This is a genomic window from Umezawaea endophytica, from assembly GCF_025061645.1.
GTDB classification, from domain to species: Bacteria; Actinomycetota; Actinomycetes; order Mycobacteriales; family Pseudonocardiaceae; genus Umezawaea; species Umezawaea endophytica.
In genome coordinates, this window is the sequence record NZ_JANYMP010000053.1 from 1 (window position 1) to 20,949 (window position 20,949).

At 71.1% G+C, this 20,949-nt stretch carries 22 protein-coding genes; 11 read left to right on the plus strand and 11 right to left on the minus strand.

Going from position 1 to position 20,949, the window contains the following annotated elements; genetic code table 11:
* On the minus strand, positions 1–1,251 hold a 1,251-nt coding region (locus tag NZH93_RS48550), incomplete at its 3' end, for a phosphoketolase family protein (protein ID WP_259630175.1).
* Between the two features lie 311 nt (positions 1,252–1,562).
* On the opposite strand from NZH93_RS48550, the gene NZH93_RS48555 reads away from it, so the two are divergent.
* From NZH93_RS48555 to NZH93_RS48565, 3 genes are all read left to right on the plus strand, one after another.
* Positions 1,563–2,147, plus strand: a complete 585-nt coding sequence (locus NZH93_RS48555; RefSeq protein ID WP_259630176.1) for a DoxX family membrane protein — start codon at positions 1,563–1,565, stop codon at positions 2,145–2,147.
* Between the two features lie 80 nt (positions 2,148–2,227).
* Positions 2,228–2,470: an SHOCT domain-containing protein gene (locus NZH93_RS48560; RefSeq protein WP_259630177.1), complete on the plus strand. Its 243-nt coding sequence runs from the start codon at positions 2,228–2,230 to the stop codon at positions 2,468–2,470.
* Positions 2,471–2,500: 30 nt separating this feature from the next.
* Entirely contained in the window at positions 2,501–3,868 is a 1,368-nt protein-coding gene (locus NZH93_RS48565; RefSeq protein ID WP_259630178.1) for a WS/DGAT/MGAT family O-acyltransferase, read from the plus strand.
* A 356-nt stretch (positions 3,869–4,224) separates the two neighbouring features.
* On the opposite strand, the gene ppk2 is transcribed toward NZH93_RS48565, so the two are convergent.
* The 3 genes from ppk2 to NZH93_RS48580 are packed head-to-tail and all read right to left on the minus strand — an operon-like array spanning position 4,225 to position 6,119.
* Positions 4,225–5,040, minus strand: a complete 816-nt coding sequence (gene ppk2 / locus NZH93_RS48570; RefSeq protein WP_259630212.1) for a polyphosphate kinase 2 — start codon at positions 5,038–5,040, stop codon at positions 4,225–4,227.
* On the minus strand, positions 5,040–5,501 hold the full coding sequence (locus tag NZH93_RS48575) for a CBS domain-containing protein (protein ID WP_259630179.1): 462 nt from the start codon (positions 5,499–5,501) through the stop codon (positions 5,040–5,042). The genes ppk2 and NZH93_RS48575 overlap by 1 nt, the downstream gene beginning before the upstream one ends.
* Before the next feature lie 24 nt (positions 5,502–5,525).
* Positions 5,526–6,119, minus strand: a complete 594-nt coding sequence (locus tag NZH93_RS48580; protein WP_259630180.1) for an Rv1733c family protein — start codon at positions 6,117–6,119, stop codon at positions 5,526–5,528.
* A 200-nt stretch (positions 6,120–6,319) separates the two neighbouring features.
* Between NZH93_RS48580 and gap the strand changes: the two genes are divergently transcribed.
* Together gap and NZH93_RS48590 are read left to right on the plus strand one after the other, a co-directional pair.
* Positions 6,320–7,330, plus strand: a complete 1,011-nt coding sequence (gap, locus tag NZH93_RS48585) for a type I glyceraldehyde-3-phosphate dehydrogenase (RefSeq protein ID WP_259630181.1) — start codon at positions 6,320–6,322, stop codon at positions 7,328–7,330.
* A gap of 30 nt (positions 7,331–7,360) precedes the next feature.
* Positions 7,361–7,831, plus strand: a complete 471-nt coding sequence (locus NZH93_RS48590) for a Crp/Fnr family transcriptional regulator (RefSeq protein ID WP_259630182.1) — start codon at positions 7,361–7,363, stop codon at positions 7,829–7,831.
* A gap of 64 nt (positions 7,832–7,895) precedes the next feature.
* Here the strand turns inward: NZH93_RS48590 and NZH93_RS48595 are convergent, their stop codons facing one another.
* From NZH93_RS48595 to NZH93_RS48605, 3 genes are read right to left on the minus strand one after another with little or no spacing between them, the layout of a single operon-like run.
* Complete coding sequence (locus NZH93_RS48595) at positions 7,896–10,466, minus strand: cation-translocating P-type ATPase (RefSeq protein WP_259630183.1); 2,571 nt, start codon at positions 10,464–10,466, stop codon at positions 7,896–7,898.
* Between the two features lie 2 nt (positions 10,467–10,468).
* The gene (locus NZH93_RS48600; RefSeq protein WP_259630184.1) at positions 10,469–13,105 is read right to left on the minus strand and encodes a bifunctional acetate--CoA ligase family protein/GNAT family N-acetyltransferase; all 2,637 of its coding nucleotides are present in this window, start codon (positions 13,103–13,105) and stop codon (positions 10,469–10,471) included.
* Positions 13,106–13,138: 33 nt separating this feature from the next.
* Positions 13,139–13,675: a universal stress protein gene (locus tag NZH93_RS48605; protein ID WP_259630185.1), complete on the minus strand. Its 537-nt coding sequence runs from the start codon at positions 13,673–13,675 to the stop codon at positions 13,139–13,141.
* Positions 13,676–13,844: 169 nt separating this feature from the next.
* On the opposite strand from NZH93_RS48605, the gene NZH93_RS48610 reads away from it, so the two are divergent.
* The gene (locus tag NZH93_RS48610; protein WP_259630186.1) at positions 13,845–14,270 is read left to right on the plus strand and encodes a universal stress protein; all 426 of its coding nucleotides are present in this window, start codon (positions 13,845–13,847) and stop codon (positions 14,268–14,270) included.
* 63 nt (positions 14,271–14,333) lie between these two features.
* Here the strand turns inward: NZH93_RS48610 and NZH93_RS48615 are convergent, their stop codons facing one another.
* The 3 genes from NZH93_RS48615 to NZH93_RS48625 form a co-directional block, all read right to left on the minus strand.
* Positions 14,334–15,212 (minus strand): universal stress protein, encoded by an 879-nt coding sequence (locus tag NZH93_RS48615; RefSeq protein WP_259630187.1) that lies wholly within the window; start codon positions 15,210–15,212, stop codon positions 14,334–14,336.
* Positions 15,209–15,787: a CBS domain-containing protein gene (locus NZH93_RS48620; protein WP_259630188.1), complete on the minus strand. Its 579-nt coding sequence runs from the start codon at positions 15,785–15,787 to the stop codon at positions 15,209–15,211. The genes NZH93_RS48615 and NZH93_RS48620 overlap by 4 nt, the downstream gene beginning before the upstream one ends.
* Positions 15,788–15,898: 111 nt before the next feature.
* Entirely contained in the window at positions 15,899–16,369 is a 471-nt protein-coding gene (locus NZH93_RS48625; RefSeq protein WP_259630189.1) for a universal stress protein, read from the minus strand.
* Between the two features lie 166 nt (positions 16,370–16,535).
* On the opposite strand from NZH93_RS48625, the gene NZH93_RS48630 reads away from it, so the two are divergent.
* From NZH93_RS48630 to NZH93_RS48650, 5 genes are all read left to right on the plus strand, one after another.
* Positions 16,536–16,985, plus strand: a complete 450-nt coding sequence (locus NZH93_RS48630; RefSeq protein WP_259630190.1) for a universal stress protein — start codon at positions 16,536–16,538, stop codon at positions 16,983–16,985.
* 146 nt (positions 16,986–17,131) lie between these two features.
* On the plus strand, positions 17,132–17,758 hold the full coding sequence (locus NZH93_RS48635; protein WP_259630191.1) for a hypothetical protein: 627 nt from the start codon (positions 17,132–17,134) through the stop codon (positions 17,756–17,758).
* A 5-nt stretch (positions 17,759–17,763) separates the two neighbouring features.
* Positions 17,764–18,657, plus strand: coding sequence for an ABC transporter ATP-binding protein (locus NZH93_RS48640; RefSeq protein WP_259630192.1), 894 nt, complete (start codon positions 17,764–17,766; stop codon positions 18,655–18,657).
* Positions 18,647–19,450, plus strand: coding sequence for an ABC transporter permease subunit (locus NZH93_RS48645; protein WP_259630193.1), 804 nt, complete (start codon positions 18,647–18,649; stop codon positions 19,448–19,450). Before NZH93_RS48640 ends, NZH93_RS48645 begins: the two co-directional genes overlap by 11 nt.
* Positions 19,451–19,561: 111 nt before the next feature.
* Entirely contained in the window at positions 19,562–19,741 is a 180-nt protein-coding gene (locus tag NZH93_RS48650) for a hypothetical protein (RefSeq protein WP_259630194.1), read from the plus strand.
* A 46-nt stretch (positions 19,742–19,787) separates the two neighbouring features.
* Here NZH93_RS48650 and NZH93_RS48655 read toward each other — a convergent pair whose 3' ends face one another.
* Positions 19,788–20,918, minus strand: coding sequence for a lycopene cyclase family protein (locus NZH93_RS48655; RefSeq protein ID WP_259630195.1), 1,131 nt, complete (start codon positions 20,916–20,918; stop codon positions 19,788–19,790).
* Positions 20,919–20,949 lie beyond the last annotated feature (31 nt).

Below are 20,949 nucleotides of genomic sequence, written 5' to 3' on the forward strand. Positions count from 1 at the left end.
GAGCACGACCGCGTCGCGCAGGTAGCGGCCCAGCGCCCTGGTCGCCTCGGCGCGCTCGGTCCCCGGCTTCGTGACGGCCACCGCGTGGTCGACCACGGCGGGCAGGCGCAGGGCGTGCTGGGTCGTGCCGTGGGCGTGGGGGTTCGCGCTCATCCGCGCGTCGCCCGCCGGGTGCAGGGACGCGATCCCCGGCTCGGGCGCCCCGGTCGCGGTGAACAGCTCCTCCGGCCGGTAGGAGTGCATCCACTCCTCCAACCGCACCAGGTGCTGGGGGTTCTCCTGCACGGCGGTGAGCGGGACCTGGTGGGCGCGCCAGTTGCCCTCGACCCTTTTGCCATCCACAGTGGATGGTCCGGTCCAGCCTTTCGGCGTGCGGAGCACGATCATCGGCCACCGGACCCGCCCGCGGTGGCCGCCTTCGCGGGCGTCCTGCTGGATCTGTTGGATCCGGTCGAGGCAGTCGTCCAGTGCGGCGGCGTACGCCTCGTGCACTTCGACGGGGTCGCTGCCCGACACCACCAACGGCTGCCAGCCGTGGCCGCTGAGCATCGCCCTGAGGTCGGAGTGGTCGAGTCGGGACAGCACGGTCGGGTTGGCGATCTTGTAGCCGTTGAGGTGCAGGACGGGCAGCACCGCGCCGTCGTTGACCGGGTCGAGGAACGCCGGGGCGTGCCAGCTCGCGGCCAGCGGCCCGGTCTCGGCCTCGCCGTCACCGACCACGCACGCGACCAGCAGGTCGGGGTTGTCCAGCGCCGCGCCGGTCGCGTGGGCCAGCGAGTAGCCCAGTTCGCCGCCCTCGTGGATCGAGCCGGGCAGGTGCGCCGACGCGTGGCTGGGCACGCCGCCGGGGAAGGAGAACTGCCGGAACAGGGCGCGCATCCCCGCGACGTCCTGGGAGATCTCCGGGTACAGCTCGGAGTACGTGCCCTCCAGCCAGGCCGCCGCGTTCAGCCCCGCGGCTCCGTGTCCGGGACCGGCGACGTACAGCGCGCTCAGGTCCCGGTCCACGATCACCCGGTTGAGGTGCGCGTAGGTCAACGTCAGGCCGGGCACGGTTCCCCAGTGGCCGAGCAGGCGCGGCTTCACGTGCTCCGGGAGCAGCGGCTCGCGCAGCAGCGGGTTGTCCGACAGGTAGATCTGGCCGACGGACAGGTAGTTCGCGGCCCTCCACCACGCGTCCAGCCGGGTGAGCCAGGGGGTTTCCGGATTTGCCGACCTGGCCGGGGTGCCTGCCGCGGTGTCGGTGGACATGGGTGCTCCTGTTCTGGATAGGACGTGCGAGCAGCCCTCTCGGGGCCCGTCGTGGGTTCCTCGATTCAGACAGTGCTGCAACCGGCGGGTTCGCGGCAGCGCAAGCCGACCCCTCTGCGCAGGGACCTTCGGCCCTGTTCGATCCACCACGCCCTCGCTGGCCGCCCACCGGCCCCAAAGGCCTTGCCGGACAACGACGTTGTGCTCTGCTCCCGGTCGACCGCGAGGACCACGCTTGAGGCAGCGGGCGACGTTCCTGAGACGCCGTCGCGACGACCGCCCGACGAGCGGTCCGAGATCAAGGAGGATTCATGTCCACCAAGCAGATCCCCGGCCAGTCCCGCGGCACCTCGCAGGACGCCCGGACGACCGTCCCGGCCGACCGGGCAGCCCGGCCGCTGGCGGTCCTGCGCATCGCGACCGGCCTGATCTTCCTGTGGGCCTTCGTGGACAAGGCGTTCGGCCTCGGCTACAGCACCGCCTCGGAACGCGCCTGGTTCAGCGGGGGATCCCCCACCAAGGGGTTCCTCGGCCACGTCGCCGTCGGCCCCCTGGAGTCGACCTTCCACGGCTGGGCGGGCGCCCCGTGGGCCGACTTCCTGTTCATGATCGGCCTGTTCGCCATCGGTGTCGCCCTGGTGCTGGGTGTCGGCCTGCGGATCGCCGCCGTCTCCACGGCGCTCATGATGCTGTTGATGTGGGTCGCGGAATGGCCCCTGGCCCAGCACACCTCGGCCGGTGAGCCCAGCGGCTCGACCAACCCGCTGATCGACTACCACGTGATCTACGCCATCGTGGCCGTCGTCCTCGCCTACGCGGCGGCGGGCGACACCTGGGGCCTGGGCCGGAGGTGGGCGAAGCTGCCCTTCGTCCAGGCCAACCAGTGGCTGCGGTGACCCCACCGAGCCTCGGCCGGTGACCCGCGGGGGTCACCGGCCGTTGAGGCGAACAGGATGCCGGATGGAGGCGTTCGACGATGATGTACTGGTACGGCAACGGCATGAACGGCTGGGGCTACGCGGTCATGACGATCGGGATGGTCCTGTTCTGGACGGTGGCGATCCTCGGCGGTGTCGCGCTGATCCGCCACCTGACCCGGCCCGCGGGCGCGGCAGGCGGTCCCTCCGCCGAGCAGCTCCTCGCCGAGCGGTTCGCCCGCGGCGAGATCGACGAGGAGGAGTACGGGAAGCGCTTGAAGACCCTGCGCTCCTCCGGGTGAGTCGACCACGACACGATCGTTGGAGGAGACGTGGACAGGCTGAGTCCCCTGGACGCGGCGTTCCTGGAGGTCGAAGACGCCGATCCGCACGCTTCGCTGGCGATCGCGTCGATGGCGGTGCTGGAGGGGCCCGCACCGGCTCGCGACGAGTTCACCGCGGCGATCGGCGCGCGGTTCCGGACGATCCGCCGATCTCGGCAGAAGGTGCGCAGGGTGCCGCTGGACCTCGGTCTGCCGGTGTGGGTCGACGACCCGGACTTCGACCTCGACTACCACCTGCGCCGCACCGCACTCCCCCATCCCGGTGACGACCGGGCGCTGACCGACCTCGTCGCCAGGATCATGGCGCAGCGGCTGGACCGAGATCGACCGCTGTGGGAGTGCTGGGTGGTCGAAGGACTCGCGGACGGGCGCTGGGCCATGCTGACGAAGGTGCACCACTGCCTCGTGGACGGCGTCGCGGGAACCCGGCTCTACAGCGCGGTCTTCGACGACTCCACGTCGTGCGACGTCGACGACGTCGCGTTCGAGGCGGCGCCCGGCACGGTCCGGCTCCTCGCGGACGCGATCGGTGACCTGGTCCTCAACCCGGTCGAGCAGCTGCGGCTGCTGGGCCGTCTGCCCGGCCTGCTCGCCGGACGCCTCACCGACACGGTCCGCGGTCTCACGGCGCTGGCGGGAGCTGTGGTGCCCGCCCGCGCGTCATCGCTGTCCGGTCCGATCGGCGTACCCCGGAGGTACCGCGTGGCACGCCTCGCGCTCACCGATGTGATCGAGGTGGGCAGGGCGTTCGGCGTCACCGTGAACGACGTGGTGCTCGCGGCGATCAGCGCCGGACTACGAGCGGTACTCCTGCACCGCGGTGAGACACCCGAGCCCGACAGCGTGCGGACCATGGTCCCGGTGTCGGTGCGCGCGGACGGCCACCGCGACTCGATCGACAACCGGGTGTCCGTGATACTGCCGTTCCTCCCGGTGGACTTGGCCGATCCGGTGGAGGTCCTGCGCGAAGTGCACCGGCGCATGACGGCCCTCAAGGCCGAGAAGGAGAGCGAGGCCGGAGCGGCCATGACATCGCTGGCGGAGCACGAGCCGCACGCGCCGCTGTCGTGGGGCATCCGGCTCGTGGGCAGGCTCCCGCAGCGCAACGTCGTCACCGTCACCACCAACGTGCCCGGCCCGACCGAGCCCGTGCGCGTGCTCGGGAGGCGGATCTTGGAGATCCTGCCCTACGTCCCGATCGCGCTCCGGCTGCGGACCGGTGTCGCCGTGCTGAGCTACGCGGGGACGCTGGCCGTCGGCGTCACGGCCGACTACGACAGCACGCCGGACGTCGACCTAGTGGTGGACACCGTGCAACGCACCATCGGCGCTTTGACCGCCGAGGCCGCGGGGTGATCAGGTGACGAGCACGGCAGCGCCGACGACCCGGCCTGGCAACGCGGTGTCGGCCCGGTCCAGCGCTCGGAGAGAGGGCGGCACGAGGTCACCGGACAGAGGTTCTCCTCGCCGCGCAGGCAGTAGCGACACGTGCCGCAGGTCCCGCGCAGCCACGCCACCCCGCGCGGCCAGCGGACCGGCAGGTCGCCCTCGGTCACGTGCAGGTCCGTCCGGCACACCCCGCACACCAGGACCTTCGGCAGCAGTTCACCGGCCGCCGGTTCGCGATCGGGGCCTTCCGGGCACGCAGCCGCCCACCCGCCACCGGTCCGGGCCGGTCGACGTGCCACGCCGGCATGGGGAGTCCACGTCCTTCAGCGTCCCACCCCGTCGACGGTCGCGCTGTGGTCCGGCACGAACCTCTGCAGGTGCCGAGCCGTGCGCAGGTACCCGTTGGACGGAGGTCTGCGGGGGAGTTCCAGTTCCGGGGATCGGACGTCGTGGTAGTCCACGCTCGACAGCAGGTGTGCGATCACGTTGAGCCGGGCCCGGCGCTTGTCGTCGCCGTCGACCACGTACCACGGCGCCTCCGCGATGTCGGTGTGCACCAGCATGTCGTCCTTGGCGCGCGAGTAGTCCTCCCAGCGCGACAGCGACTCCAGGTCGACCGGGGACAGCTTCCAGCGGCGCATCGGGTCGTCGAGCCTGCGGCGGAACCGGCGTTCCTGCTCGGCGTCGCTGACGGAGAACCAGTACTTGCGCAGCAGGATGCCGTCCTCCACGAGCAGCCGCTCGAAGATCGGGCACTGGTGCAGGAACGTGCGGTGCTCCTCGGGGGTGCAGTAGCCCATCACCCTCTCGACCCCGGCCCGGTTGTACCAGCTCCGATCCAGCAGGACGATCTCGCCCGCCGCGGGCAGGTGTTCGACGTAGCGCTGGAAGTACCACTGGGTGCGTTCCCGCTCCGTCGGCTTGGGCAGCGCGACGATCCGGGCGACGCGCGGGTTGAGGTGCTCGGTGATCCGCTTGATCGCGCTGCCCTTGCCCGCGGCGTCCCGCCCCTCGAAGACCACCACCAGCCGTGCGCCTTCGGCGCGGACCCACTCCTGCAACCTCACCAGCTCCGACTGCAACCGGTACAGCTCGCGCTCGTAGGTCTCCCGGCGCATCCGCTTGCCCTCCGGCGCCATCACGTCGACGTCCTGGTCGACCGGGGTCCCGCGCTTCGCGCGAAGGACCGCATCAGGTCGCCGCGGGTCACCACTCCCACCAGCTCGTCGTCGCCGAGGACGAACAGCCTGTGCACGCCTGTTTCCGCCAGGCGGCGCGCGGCCAGGGCCACCGGGTCGTGCCGGTCGACGGTGACCACCGGGCGGCTCATCACCTCCCAGGCGACGAGTCCGTGCGCCTTCCGCAGTCTCCGCTCCTCCGCCTTGGTCAACGGGGTCCGGTCCGACAGCCCGCCGAACTCCAGCTTCACGATCAGGTCCGTCTCCGACACGACTCCCGCGACCAGCCCGAAGTCGTCGATCACGGGTACCGCGCCGAACCCCTGTTCGACCAGCAACCGGACGACGTCCTCGACCGGGGTGGTCATCGTCACGGTGACCGCGTGGTGGGTCATCACCGATTCGACCGTCGACTCCGCCACCGTCGTCCTCCCATTCCTCGGTTCCTAGGGGATGCGTCGCGTCCACCGCGGTTCGACCTCGGCCCATTCGGCGGCCCACCGACGGGCGTTGCCACGTCGGGCGAGGTGAACGGTGGTCAGGTACGCCGAGCACAGCACGCACACGAGGCCCAGCCACAGCGATCCCGCCAAGCCGATCGCGGTGATCACGGCTCCGTCGGGCGTGAGCGGAGGACTGGTGACCGCCCCGCTCCCGTCGATCCAGACCGGCACGGCGGCGCCTGCTGCGAGGTCGTGCGCCGCACTGACCTCACCCTCGTGCCGTGTCCCGTCGGGTGCCACCCAGGAGGCGCGGACCGCGAGCCCGGTCACCCCGTTCGCGGCGCCGGGCGCGCTGTCCTGCAGCAGAATCGCCTTGACCTGGTGCCTGCCCGCCATCTGGTCCGCCGAGACGGCCGACTCGCGTGCGTGCACCTCGGACCCGATAGCCGCGGCGATGGGCACGCCGAGCAGGGCGAGCAGCACGGCGACCACGAACACCGTGCTCTCCACACGATCACTCGCCCGCGTGAGCGGGTTGCGTCCATGGAACACCCTCCGCACCAGGCGTGCGACCGGCGACAGCGACTGGGTGCTCATGGGCGTCCTCCCTCGGTTCGTCACCATCCAGCGTTCTCCCGTCGACGCGGCCGGTGAAGGGCCGTCGGTCGACCGGGTCCGCGCGCCGGGTCCCGTGGTGGCGGGGACTTTCGTCCCCCGGCCCGACACCCTCCTTCTCTGGGACGCCGGACCCGATCGGCAGAACATCGACAGGACAGGACATCCACGAGGAGGACGCCATGGCGGTACGGGTCGGCATCAACGGGTTCGGTCGAATCGGCAGGGACGTCCTGCGCAGCGCGGTCGAGCGCCACGACACCGCGTTCGAGGTGGTCGCGGTCAACGACCTCACGGCTCCGGACACGTTGGGCCATCTGCTCGCGTTCGATTCGACCTACGGTCCGTGGTCTCACGCCGTAGCGGTCGAGGACGATTCGCTCGTGGTCGACCAGCGCCGCATCGCCGTGACGGCGCACGCCGATCCGTCCGAACTGGACTGGAGCGAGCACGGTGTCGACGTCGTGATCGAGGCCACCGGCAGGTTCCGCACCCGCGAGGCCGCGGCGGCGCACTTGGCGAGCGGCGCTCGGAAGGTGCTGATCACCGCCCCTGGCAAGGGGGTCGACGCGACCATCGTGATGGGTGTCAACGACGACGACTACGTGCCGCGGCTGCACCACGTCCTGTCCAACGCCTCCTGCACCACCAACTGCGTCGCCCCGATGGCCTGGGTGCTCAACGAGTGCTTCGGGGTCCAGGCGGGCGTCATGACGACGATCCACAGCTACACCAACGACCAGTCGCTGCTCGACGGTCCGCACAAGGACCTGCGGCGGGCCAGGTCGGCGGCGGTCAACATGATCCCCACGTCAACCGGCGCGGCGCGCGCGGTCGGGCAGGTGATCCCCGCGCTCGACGGCAAACTCGACGGGCTCGCCGTTCGGGTGCCGGTGGAGGACGGCTCCATGACCGACCTCACCGTGCTGCTGGACACGCCCGCCACGGCCGAGCAGGTGAACCGGGCGTTCCAGGAGGCCGCGGACGGCAGGTTCAAGGGCTACCTGCGCTACACCAACGCCCCGATCGTCTCCAGGGACGTCATCGGCGATCCGTCCTCGTGCGTCTTCGACTCCAGCCTCGCCAAGGCCAACGGAAGGCTCGTCAAGGTCTTCGGCTGGTACGACAACGAGTGGGGTTACGCCAACCGCACCATCGACCTCGTCGACCTCGTTTCCCGCACCCTGCACTGACCGAACTCCACGGACCGCGAGGAGCAGACGATGTCGTCCGCAGCCCTGACCGACCTGGACGGGTTGCCGCTCCTGGCGAGCTTGTCCCACACCCATCGCGCCGCACTGGCCGGGATCAGCACGCGCGAGGACTTCGACCCCGGCACCAGGCTGTTCGAGCAGGGGACATCGGCCGACCGCTGCTGGATCCTGCTCAAGGGCTGTGCCGTGGTCGACTCGGACGCGCCCGGCCACGGTCGGATGGCCGTGCAGAGCGTCGGCCCCGGCGAACTGCTCGGCTGGTCCTGGCTGCTCCCGCCGCACCGGTGGCACTTCGGCGCCACCGTCGTCTCCCCCACCACCGCCGTCGTGGTCGACGCGAGTGAGCTGCGGAAGCTCGCCGACGCCGACCCCGTCCTGGGCTACCGGCTCTCGCTGATCCTCGTCGAAGCCCTGGTGAGCAGGCTCCAGGCCACCAGGATCCGGCTGATCGACCTGCACCACAACCCCGGCGGCCACTGACCCCCGGCGAACACGTCGACTCCGCGCCACCCCCTGAGCAGCGCGGAGTCGACGTGTTCGCCGGTCAGCCGCGACGTCCTCCCTTCCGCCGGGTCAGTGCACGCTCCCGCCACTTGTCCAGTTCCACCAGGACGTAGGCGACAGCGCTCGCCACCACGATCAACCCCCAGTCCCGCCAGTCGATCGGGCTCGTGTGGAACAGTCCGTTCATCGCGGGCAGGTAGGTGAACAGCAGTTGCAGCCCCGCCGTCACGGCGATTCCACCGAGCAGCCAAGGGCTCCGGGTGATCGGCACCCCAGGGCGCAGGTCCTCCAGCGACCGGCAATTGAGCAGGTAGGCGATCTGAGCGGCCACGAACACGTTGACCGCCACCGTCCGCGCCTCCTCCACCGGCGCACCGGAGGTGAGCCACCAGTGGAACGCCCCGAACGACAGTCCCAGGAGGACGGTCGACACGAACAGGACGCGCCGCACGAGCCTCCCGGTGAGCAGCGGCAGTGTGGGCGGCAGCGGTGGCCTGCGCATCACATCGGGCTCGCGCGGTTCGAACGCCAGCGTCAAGCCCAGCGCAACGGCGGTGGTCATGTTGATCCACAGGATCTGCACCGGCAGGACCGGCAGCGCGGTGCCGAGCACGACCGCGGTGAGGATCACCAGGCCTTCGGCCATGTTCGTCGGCAGCGTCCAGATGATGAACTTGCGCAGGTTGTCGAAGACCGCGCGCCCTTCTTCGACTGCGGCTCGGATCGAGGAGAAGTTGTCGTCGGCCAGCACCATGTCCGCGGCCTGCTTCGCGACCTCCGTGCCGCCCCGACCCATGGCGACGCCGATGTCCGCGCGGCGCAGCGCGGGCGCGTCGTTGACCCCGTCGCCCGTCATCGCGACGACATGGCCCTGCCGCTGGAACTCCTTGACCAGGCGCAGCTTCTCCTCCGGCGTCACCCTGGCGTAGACGCCGTCCTCGGGGATGTCGAAGGTCCGAGCGATGGCCCGAGCCGTGACCGGGTGGTCACCGGTGATCATCCGGACGTCGATGCCCGCCGTGCGGCACTCCCGGACGGCCTCGATCGCCTCCGGTCGCGGCGGGTCGTGCATCGCTTGCAGGCCGAGGAGTTCCACGTGGCCGCGCAGGTTCTCCTCCGTCAACTCGGAGCCCGCGGACAACCGGGCCGAGCCGATGGCCAGGACCCGCAGCCCTGCCGCGGCCAGGTCGTCGGTTGAGGTCGGCTCTTCGGGGTTCCCGGTCAGGTCGAGGATCCGCTCGACCGCGCCTTTGAGGTACACGACGCCGCCGGCGTGCGACGTGGCCATGTACTGGCGTTCGGAGGTGAATGGCAGGACGTCGAGCCTGTGGGGCACGTCCCGCAGGTCCAGTCCAGCCTTGCGCGCGGCCACGACCAGCGCGGCCTCGGTGGGGTCGCCGACCGCCGTCCAGGCGCCGTGCTCCTCGACGATCCGCGCGTCGTTGCACGCCAGGCCCGCCAGCAGGCACTCGCGCAGCTCAGGGGTCACGGGCGTCGAGAAGTCGCCGTCCGGGTCGTAACCGACACCTGTCACGTCCACGGAGTGGCCGGAGACCACGACGGTGCGGACGGTCATCGCGTTCGCGGTGAGCGTGCCGGTCTTGTCCGTGCAGATGGTCGTGGTGCTGCCCAGCGTCTCCACGGCGGGCAGGCGTCGGATGATCGCGTTGCGGCGGGCCATCCGGGCGACGCCGATGGCGAGCGTCACGGTGACCGCGGCGGGCAGGCCCTCCGGGATCGCGCCGACGGCGAGGGCGACCGCGGCGGTGACCATCACGCCGAGCGGTTCCCCGCGCACCAGGCCGATCACCACGCTGACGGCCGCCAGCCCGAGGATGACGACCGTCAGCAGCTTGGCGAAGCGGTCCAGCTTGCGGGTCAACGGGGTGCGCACGGTGGACGTGCTGCCCACGAGCCGGTGGACGCGGCCGATCTCGGTGTCCGCACCGGTCGCCACGACGACACCGCGCCCGCTGCCCGCGGTGACCAGGGTGCTGGAGTAGGCCATGTTCGTGCGGTCGGCCAGTGCGGTGTCGTGGGGCAGCGGGAGCGGGTCCTTCGCCACGGCGGCGGACTCACCGGTCAGCGCCGACTCGTCGACCGCGAGTTCCCCGGTGCGCACCAGCCTGAGGTCGGCGGGCACCTGGTCGCCGGGTTCGAGCGTGACCAGGTCGCCGGGAACGAGGTCGTCGGAGGAGATCCGCGTCGCCTGCCCGTCACGGATGACGGTGGCCTCGGTGTGGACCATGGCGATCAGCGCGTCCAGCGCACGTTCGGCTCGAAGTTCCTGCACGAACCCGATCAGGGCGTTGACGACCACGACGGCGAACACGACCGAGGCGTCCACCGCCTCCCCGAGCACGGCGGTCAGCACGGCGGCGCCGAGCAGCACGTAGATCAACGGGTTGTTGACCTGGTCGATCAGTTGGAACACCCAGCCTCGGCCTCGTGGCGGGGGCAGGGTGTTGGGTCCCAGGTCCGCCAGTCTCCGCTGGGCTTCGGCCGCTGTCAGGCCGGTGTCCGCGTCGGTTTCGGCGAGCAGGACCACCTCGTGCACCGGCATCCCGTGGTGCACAGCGGTCTCGACGAGTTCAGCGGTGGTGAGGGGCACGGTCACTCCTGGCCTTTCGCGCGCAGGCCGCGCAGGTACGGGTCCACCGGCGACGCGGGTTCGATCCGCACGCGGGCGTCCACGACCTGGCAGCGCTCATCGGTCGCGATCACCGGGTTGAGGTCGAGTTCGGCGATCTCGGGAACGAGTTCGGCCAGCTTCGCCACCCGCAGCAGCACGTCGCGCACCGGCGCCTCCGCCACGTCGAGGAACACTTCTTCGGCGGCCCGGAACCCGTGCAGGAGGTCGTCGGCGTCAGCGGCGGACAGCGGCGCGAGCGCGGCGGCGCGGTCGTCGACGAGGTCGGTGTCGATGCCGCCGAGCCCGGTGACCACCAGCGGCCCGAACTCCTGGTCGTTGACCACACCCACCAGTAGTTCCCGACCGCGGCCCGCCATCGGCTGGACGAACGCGCCGCGCAGCCGGTCGCCGAACAGCGCCCGGAACCGGCTGAACGCGTCCGCGGCGGCTTCCGGGGTTTCCAGGTCGAGTACAACGCCGCCGCCCTTGCTCTTGTGCAGCAGGTCGACCGCGATCGCCTTCAGCACGACGGGACAGCCGAATCCGCGCTGCGCGGAGGCAGTGGCCTCGGCGGTGGTCGTCACGACCCCGCCGAGCACGGGCAGTCCGAAGGCGCTCAGCAGTTCGACCACCTGGTCCGGGGCGAGCCATCCGTCGCCGTGATCGTCCTCCAGGTGCCGCGCGACAACCGCACGTGCTCTGTCCAGGTCGATCCCGTCGAGTTCGTCCCCACCAGCGGGACGCGCCAACCAGCCCGCTCGCTCGGCGAGCCTCGCGAGCACGGCGGCGGCCTGGGCCGGATCGGTGTAGCTGGGCACCGGCCCGGACTCCACGGCCGCCACCTGCCCGGCGTCGACCGCGAGGACAGGCTTGCCTTCCACCGGGTGAACACCGCTCGCCGGGTCGCCCAGCGCGGTGGGAACCGTGACCACGATGACCGCGTCCACGCCCGGATCGGCCGCGACCGCGTCGAGGCAGCGGGCAAAGGTCCGCTCGTCCACGACCGCGGTGGTGTCGACGGGGTTGCGCGTGCTGGCCGTGGCGGGCAGCAGCGCACGCAGGGCCGCGATCGTGGCGCTCGACAGTTCGGCGACCTCGAGGCCGTTGTGCACGCAAGCATCGGCCGCCAGCACGCCGAGCCCGCCCGCGTTGCTGAGCACGGCGACGGATCGACCGTCGGGCAGCGGCTGGCCGTGCAGTGCCGCGAGCACGTCCACCAGTTCGGCGACGCCGTCGACGGCGGTGATGCCCGCTTGCCGGAACAGGGCGTCGCGGGTGATCGCCGGGGTGGCGGTCGCGGCCGTGTGCGACGCGGCGGCACGCTGCCCCGCCTCGGAACTGGCCGACCGGATCGCGAGCACCGGCTTGCGGCGGGCGACCCGCCGGGCCAGTCGGGCGAACTTGCGCGGGTTGCCGAAGGACTCCAGGTACAGCACGACGGCACGGGTGTGCTCGTCGCGTTCCCACCACAGCAGCAGGTCGTTGCCGCTGACGTCGTACTTGTCGCCCGTGGACACGAGGTTGGAGGTGCCGAGGCCGATCCGGCGCAGCCGTTCGACCACGGCGATGGCGATGCCGCCGGACTGGGTCACCACTCCGACGTCACCGGTGTTGGTGCGGGTGCGGGCGAAGGTGGCGTTCATGCTCACGCCGGGTTCGCCGCTGGAGACGCCGAGGCAATTCGGGCCGACGACGCGCATACCGTGCTCGCAGACGGCGGTCATCAGTCCCCGTGCCAGCTCCGGGTGCTCGGTGACCCCGGCGGTGATGACGACCAGTGCCTTGACACCACGTCGTCCGCACTGCTCGGCGGCGGCGGGCACCTTGTCCGCGGGTACGCACAGCACCGCCAGTTCGGGTACGTCCGGCACCTCGGCGATCGACGCGTAGCAGGCGACGCCCGCGACCGAGGTCGCGTGCGGGTTGACCGCGTAGAGATCACCGGCGAAATCGCCGGCGACGAGGTTGCGCAGCAAGGCGTTCCCGACGCCGGTTTCCTTGCGGCTCGCGCCGATCACGACGATCGACGTCGGCTTCAGCACCGCGCGCAGGCTCTGGACTTCGGCGGTGAGCTCGCGGTCGGCGACCGCGTCGAGGTAGGTATCCACCGGTTCGAGCCCGAGGTCGACGTGCACGACGTCGCTGTCGGCGGTGACCGTCCACACCAGACCCATGTTGGTGAAGACGTGCAGCATGCGGGAGTTGATGGTCATGACGTCGGCGACGAAGCGGCGTAGGCCGCGGCGGACCGCGAGCGAGCAGAGGCGTTCGAGCAGCAGTGTGCCGACCCCGTGCGCCTGCTCGGCGTGCGAGACGACCAGCGCCACCTCCGCCTGCGTCGGCACGTCCAGGACGATGTAGCTCGCCGCGCCGAGCAGCCTGCCGTCGCGAAAAGCCCCCACCGTCACATGGTTCGGGTCGTCCGGTGTGGCCATCCGGCTGACGAAGTCCTCCAACTGCCGGGGTGAGGTCGTGAAGAACCTGAGGTAGCGGTCCTCCAGCGGCAACGACTCGTGCAGCACCAGCAGCGCGCCGACGTCGCCCGCTCCCAGTTCCCGCACCGCCACCACCGTGCCGTCGGTCAGCAGAGCGCGGTCCGGTTCCAGGTTCACGGCCATGACAAGCCTCTCTCGCGTGGTGGTCGAGCGTCGTCAGTAGAGCGGGCCGGGGGTGATGGGCGCGCTGGAGCGCAGCGGGTGCTCGTGCGCCGGTTCCACGGCGGGGCCGTTGATCACGACGACCGGGCAGGACGCGTGGTGCACGCAGTACAGGCTCACCGAGCCGAGCAACGTCGCCATGACCGCCCCGAGCCCACGGCGTCCCACGACCAGCAAGGACGCGTGCTTGGCGGCCTCCACCAAGGCCAGCTTCGCTTCCTCCGCCGCGGCGGTCGTGCGGATCTCGACCTCGGTCGTCACCCCGGCCACGGCGGTGTCGAGCACGTCCTGCTGCGCGGCGCGCAACTCCTCGGGCAGCATCCCGATCATCATGTCGATCGGCACGGCGCCGACCGCCATGCCGAAGTCCCGGTGCTGCCCGGTGATCGCCTCGACGGCGCAGCCGCGCCGCGCCGCCTCCTCCACCGCCCACGCCAGGGCCGCCTGGCTCGCCGGGGATCCGTCCACGCCGACCACGATCGGCCGGGAGTCGAAGTCGTTCATGATCCGCTCCTCCTGTGCTGGTGGCATCGAGCTTCTCCGTTCGGCGTGGCGCCGGTCAGTGGCGGCAGTCCCGCGCGGCCGGGACTTTCGACCCTTCGGGTTCGCCGGGCCCTGCCGGAGGGGGACGTTGGCCCCTGCCGGGGTGTGCTCGCCGGGAGCAGCCTGGGAGGAGGACCAAGCGACGAGGAGGCTCGGCATGAGGTCACCCGTGATCGTGGTCGGCGTGGACGGTTCCGAGGCCGGGCGCTCGGCACTGCGCTGGGCACTTGAGGAGGCGATCCGCACGGGCGCGTTCGTCGAGGCGACGACAGCGTGGGTGCGCGAGCCCGCGACGGCCCCCGACAGCGGGACTCCGCACCGGAAACATCCCGCGCGGGACCTGCACCGGGTCGTGGAGGAGGTTCGCGCCGAGGTGCCCGGCGCGCCCGACGTGGCGGAGGTGACGGTCGTCGGCGACCCCTCCACCGTGCTGGTCGGGGCCTCTCGGCAAGCCGACCTGCTCGTGGTCGGCACGCGGGGAGGCGGCCCGCTCGTCGACCTCGTGATGGGCAGCGTCGCGTCCGACTGCGTGCGGCACTCGGCCTGTCCAGTGGTCGTGATCCCACCCGGCGTGCACGTCTAGCGCTTACGCGGACGGGCCGTGTTCCCCCTGAGCATCAAGGGGAACACGGCCCGTTCCGGTGGCCTAGGAGGTAGGCCGGACCACCGCGAGCGGGCACGGGGCGTGGTAGACCAGCGCCTGGCTGGTCGACCCCAGCAGCATCCCGGTGAACCCGCCGTGGCCCCGGCTGCCGACCACGAGGAGCTGCGCCGACTCGGCCAGCTTCAGCAGCGCGCGGACCGGCCGGTCCCGCAGCACGACGCGGTCCACGTGGACGTCGGGGTACTTCTCCTGCCACCCGGCCATCCGTTCGGCGAGCAACCGCTGCTCGGCCTCGTCCACCTTCTCCCAGTCGATCGCGAGCCGCGCCTCGTTGTACGGGCTGTCGACCAGGAAGTCGGTCCACGTCATCACCGCCGTCAGCGGCACGCCTCGGGTCGACGCGGCGGCGAAGGCGAACTCGATCGCGGCCTCGCTGGCGGGCGATCCGTCCACGCCGACCACCACCGGCGCGTCGTCCGCCGGTGTGCCGCGCACCACCACGACCGGGCAGTGACCGTGCGCGGACAGCCCCACGGCCGTCGAGCCGATCAGCAGGCCGGTGAACCCGCCGAGGCCCTGCGAGCCGAGGACGACCATCCGGGCACCCTTCGACTCCCCGATGAGCACCGGCACGGCTGCTCCGATCGCCGTCACGGCCTCGACGTCGACGTCGGGCCGGGCCTCGCGTGCGACTGCTTCCGCCGCGGTGAGCCAGGTCTTGGCCTGGTCCTCCATGGCCTGGCGCACCTCGTACTCGGTGATCAGCAGTTCGGGGTACCCCCTGACGGGAACCAGCAGGGCGTGCACCAGGCGCAGGGGAATCCGGTGCCGAGCGCATTCCCGTGCCGCCCACGCGACCGCTTCGAGAGCCGAACTCGACCCGTCGACGCCGACGACGACCGGTGCGGGTGTTCCTGTCATGGCAAGTCCTTTCCGGTTCGGACCGTCGCGGTCGCGACGCCCAGCACTCCCTCGGCCAGCGCGGCGACGACGCGCTGGAATTCGGCGTCGGCGAACTCGGTGTCGATGGTCACCTCACCGTCGTGCACGGACACAGACCACTCATCAGGGCCGCCGTAGACCTCCAGGCGGTGCCGCACGTCCGCGGCGATGGCCGAGTCGGTCCTGGCGAGCGCGCGCACCAGGTCGCGGCGGGTCACCACGCCGACGACCCGCGAGCCGTCGATGATCGGCAGGCTCCGCACGCGGTCGTCGAGCATCACCCTGGCGAGCAGCTCGACGGATGATCCAACACCCATGCCGAACGCGGGCGTGGTCATCACCTGTTCCACGGGGGCGCCGGGTGACTCGGGTCGGGTGTCGTACCGGCTGTGCAGCAGGTCGGCCTCGGTCACGATACCGACCATGCGCCGCTCCGCGTCGACGACGGGCAACGCGGTGAACCCGTGCGACACCAGCAGCGCCGCCGCTTCGCGGATCGGTACGTCGGGCGTCACGGTCACCGCCGGTTGGGTCATGATGTCCTTGGCGCGCATGGGTTTCCTCCTGGTCGTGAGTCCGCCTCCCAGGCTAGGGAGGAGGCGGCACGAACAACGCGGTCGTTGGTCCCGAGGAGACCGGGTCCGATGGTCATCGGGGGCCGGTCGTCACGCCCGCGCCTTCTCGGCGTCCTCGGCGGCGGCGGTCCACTCGATCTTGGGCGGGAGCACGACGACAGGGACGTGGGAACGCCTCACGCAGGCCGAACTCACCGAGCCGAGCACGATCTTGCGCAGGTGTTCACCGCGGTGCCCCGCGACCACCAGCAGGGCCGCGTCGCTCGCGACGCGGACCAGTTCATCCGCGGGGTCGCCCTCGGTGGTGACCTGCTCGACCGGGGGCACCGTGGACCGTCCGGCGACGGCGGTCCGCACGGATTCGGCGAGCGCCTCCACCGCACGCGTCCGCACCTCCTGCAGCGACGTCGGCACCCAGTCCGACATGGGCTCGAAGTTCCACACCCGCACGGCCTTCACCGGGCACCCGCGGATCAGCGCCTCGTCCAGGGCCCAGTCCAGGGCGTGCTGAGCCGCCTCAGACCCGTCCAGACCCACCACGATCGCCTTCTGCTCGCTCATCACGACTCCCCGATCATCGAATTCCGCTCTGTCACCACCCAGCCTGGAAGCGGACGACGGCGCGGAACAGGACCAAAGGTCCACGACGCGGGGACCGGAATGCCCTCGCCGCCGCCCGGTCCCGACGACGACCCTGCTGGAGAGGTCGAGGTGGAGGAGGGCTCCGATGGAGCACAGGAAGGTCATCGTGGTGGGCGTGGACGGCTCCCCGGCGAGCACTGCCGCGCTGCGGTGGGCGTTGGCACAGGGCCCGAGCACCGTGGAGGCGGTGATGGCGTCCGCCCGCGTCGGCGGGTTCGTCCCCGCGGTGTCCTTGGGCATCCACCCGTACGCCCACCAGCCGGAGGCTGATCACCGGCACCCGGAACAGCGGTTGCACGACGCGGTCACCGAGGCCGTCACGGACATGCCGGACGCGCCCGAGGTCGCCGAGATCGTCGTCGTGGGCGACGCCGGCGCGGCACTGGTCCAAGCGTCCCTGAGGGCGGACCTGCTGGTGATCGGCGCCAAGGGGCGCGACCCAATGGTGGACGTATTCCCCGGCGGCGTCGCGTCGCACTGCGTACGGCACGCCGCCTGCCCCGTCGTGGTCATCCCTCCCGCGCTGGTCGGCTGACGCACTTCACCGCAAGTCGATCAACGACGACCCCTGCACGGGGGACTTTGGTCCCGGCGTCGGCGTTGCGCCCAGCTCTGTCCGCACCGGTCTCCGAGCGCCATCGTGGCACCAGGACCGCATACGAGAGCAGGAGGTTCCCCGCCATGACGCAGACTCGCCCCGAACAGCCGACGTCGACCGGCCCGCACGAGCTGCTGGTCGACCGCTTCGCGCCCCGGTCGGACTTCACCCTCGCCCACCACCGGCTCGTGGACGCGGACCCGGACACCGCGTACCGCGCGGTGCGGGAGTTGGACCTCACCGAGGTCCACGGCACACTGGTCGACACGTCGATGTGGCTCCGCAGCATCCCGGAGCGGGTGAAGTACCGCAAGCGCGGCCCGGTGCGCACCCCGACGAGGCTGACGTTGGACGACCTCGCCGCCGGGTCGGAGCGGGTCGTCCTCGGCGAACGGCCGGGTGAGGAGATCGCCTTCGGCGCTGTCGGGCGCTTCTGGCAGCCGGTGGTCGAATGGCGGCCGGTCGAACCCCGCGACTTCGTCGACTTCTCCGAGCCGGGGTTCGGCAAGATCGTCTGCTCGTTGTCCGTCCTGCCCTACGGCACCCGGCGCTCACTGGTCACCTACGACGTGCGCACGATCTTCGACGACCCCCCTTCGTGGGTGGGGTTCCGCAGGTATTGGCGCGTGGTCAAACCCTTCGTCGGGGTGATCCAGCGCGCGGCGCTGCGGACCATCGCGGACACCGCCGAGCGCGGCGGACCACGATGAACCCCGTGGTGCGGACCGAGCGGCTGACCAAGCGCTACGGGCACACCACCGCGCTGCGCGATCTCGACCTGGAGGTCAGCGGAGGTGAGGTGTTCGGTCTGCTCGGGCCCAACGGCGCGGGGAAGACGACCACGTTGCGGCTGCTGGTCGATCTGATCCGCCCGACCAGCGGGCGGGTGCTCCTCTTCGGTGAGGACGTGGCCGCCGACTCCGTCGAAGCGCGTCGCCGGGTCGGCTACCTACCGGGGAACCTCGCGTTGTACGACGACCTGACCGGCGCAAAACTGCTGAAGTTGTTGGCCGGGCTGAGGAACCACGCCGACCTGACCGTCGCGCACCGGCTGGCCGAGCGGCTCGACCTGGACCTCGATCGCCGGGCGGGCGAGCTGTCGAAGGGCAACCGGCAGAAGCTCGGGGTCGTTCAAGCCTTCCAGCACCAACCCGACCTGCTCGTGCTCGACGAGCCCGCGAGCGGCTTGGACCCGTTTGCTCAACGGGAACTGCACGCCGCGGTCCGCGAGCACGCGGACGCGGGCGGCACCGTGCTGTTCTCCTCCCACGTGCTGTCGGAGATGGAACAGGTGGCCGACCGGGTGGGCATCCTGCTCGACGGCCGCCTCGCGGTGGTCGACCGCGTCGCCAACCTGAAGGCCAATGCCCTGCGCGCCTTGACCTTCACGTTCGACACACCGGTCGATGCCGGGGTGTTCGACCGGATTCCCGGTGTGCGCGACGTGACCGTCAGCGGTTGCACCGTCGCGTGCCGGGTGGTCGGCAACGTCGGTGAACTGGTCCGGGCGGCCGCCGGTCTGGGCCTGGTGAACGTGACCAGCGCGGAGCCGGACCTGGAGGACATCTTCCTGGACTACGTCGAGAAGCGGGAATCCCATGTCACGTGATCTGGTGGTGAAGTCGTTGCGGGACAACAGGGCTGGCACGATCGCGTGGGGCTTGGTGCTCGTCGCCAGTGTCGCGCTGCAAATGGCCGTCTACCCCACCGTGCGCGACGCGGCAGCCGGTTTCGAACAGCTCCTGTCGTCCTACCCCGAGGCGTTCAAGGCGATGTTCGACATCCAGGGTACCTTCGCGGACGGCGCCGGGTACGTGCGAGCCGAGGTGTTCGGTCTCTTCGCGCCGCTGGTGGTGCTCGGGGTCGCCATCGGTCAGGCGAGCCGCTGCACCGCTGGCGAGGAACGCGCGGGAACCATGGACCTGCTGGTGGCCAACCCGGTGTCGCGCCGGGAGGTGCTGCTGGACAAGGCGTTCGCCGTTCTCGTCGACCTGGTGGTGGTCGCCGCCGCGCTCGCGGCGGTGCTCCTCGCGGCGAACGCCCTGGTGGGGCTGGACATTCCGCCTGTCGACCTGGTGGTCGCCAGCCTGCTGAGCGCCGTGCTCGCCCTCCCGTTCGGTGCGCTGGCCCTGCTGGTGGGTGCGCTCACCGGCAGCCGGGGCTTGGCCGTCGCAGCGCCCGTAGGGGCAGCGGTCGTGACGTTCCTGGTCCAAACCCTCGCCGAACTCGCGGACTGGCTGCGTCCGTGGCGAGTGCTGTCCCCGTTCCACCACGCCGGTTTGGGTGACGCTGTCTCCGGGAACGCCGACGCGCTGGGCGCGCTCGTGCTCCTCGGCACGGCCGGAATCCTGCTCGCCCTCGCCGTGCTCGCCTTCGAACGCCGAGACCTCGCCACCCGGTGACCAACGCCGCGGACCCGAGGACGTTGGTCCCTGCGTCATCCGGTCCGCACCCTGTTCGGCGTCGCGGCAGCTCTGCTGACCGGGCGGCCCGTGTCGGAACGCGGGACGTTCGTGAGGGCTCTCGGTGTCGTCGCTCTCGCAACGGGCCTCGCCGCGCTGTGGACCGGGAACGAGCTCCTGCTGGCGATGTTCATCGGTCTGATCGTCGCCACGTGGGCGCTCGACACGACGATCCACGCCAGGGTGCTGCCCGCGGCTCACCACAGGGGTGTCACGGCGGGCCACACCTGACAACCACGTGATCGAGGCCGCGCGCACTCACGCGGCCTCGATCACGCTACGTCCGCAGTCGTCTGCCGACCGCTTTCAGGTAGGTGCCGACCGGCATCCCGGCGAACAGTCGGCTCTCCAGCCCGATCGAACTCCGCTCGTCGAGAAACCTCAACGCGGGTTCCGCCGAAGGCCCGCGGAACAGCGCCGCGAACGCGCGTTCCAGTTGCCGCGGGTCGCGGGTCACCACGTCGAGGAGCGCGGCGTCGAACACCCGGTGCCTCGCGCTCACCGCGGGCAGGTCGAAGGGGTGGCCGTGCTCGACCAGCGACCGCACGACGGCGGCGCTGTCGCGTTGCACCCGCTGGTAGGAATAGCCGGTGCTCGCCTTCACCATGCCCGCGGGGGTGCCGATCGTCAGCACGGAACCGCGACGACGCGGCGCTGTTCCCGCGGTCAACCGCAGCACAGAGCCCTCCTCGTGCACCACCTCGCACCGCCCCGCGTGAAGCACGTCGTCGAGGTAGGCCGCCAACGCGGCGTGCTGCGCGTCGACACCGGGGAGCGGCGCGTCGGGAGCGATGAACGCGGTGTGCTCCACGAGCGCCTCAGTCGGCGAGACGGGCAGGACGTAGAGGAACGCCGGGCAGCAGACCTGGCTCGTCCGGAAGTCGAACAGCGTCGGCGCCTCCGGGTCGAAAACCGGACGCTCGACGCGAACACGCCGACCTCGGAACACCAGCCGCGCGTCCACCGGAGGCGGGTCCAGCGGACCCACGACGCTGTCGAACACCCACCGCGCTTCGACCGGTTCACCGTCGACGACCACCCGCGCACCGCCGTCGGAGGTGGTGATCCCGTCCACGTGGCCGTGGCGGAACTCGAAGCGCCCCAAAGGCTCCGCGATGTGCCGGACTACACGGCTGAAGTCGGCGCCCCGCACCACCTGGTACCGGAAGCGGCCGAGGGACAGCGTGCGGCTCCGACCACCGACGTGCACCCGGACGCGGTCGAACCTGCTCGACACCGCTGTGTCGAGCAGGTTCGACCGGTCGGCCCACGACGACCAGGCGATGGCCTCGACCGGGTGGCTGCCGTCTTCGACGACCACCACCTGTTCGTTCCACCTGGTTTCCAGGGCGAGGTGAGCAGCAAGGGACAGTCCGCTCAGACCGCCTCCCGCGATCACGACCGTCATGTGTGGACCGCTTTCGCCCGTGCACCCGCGA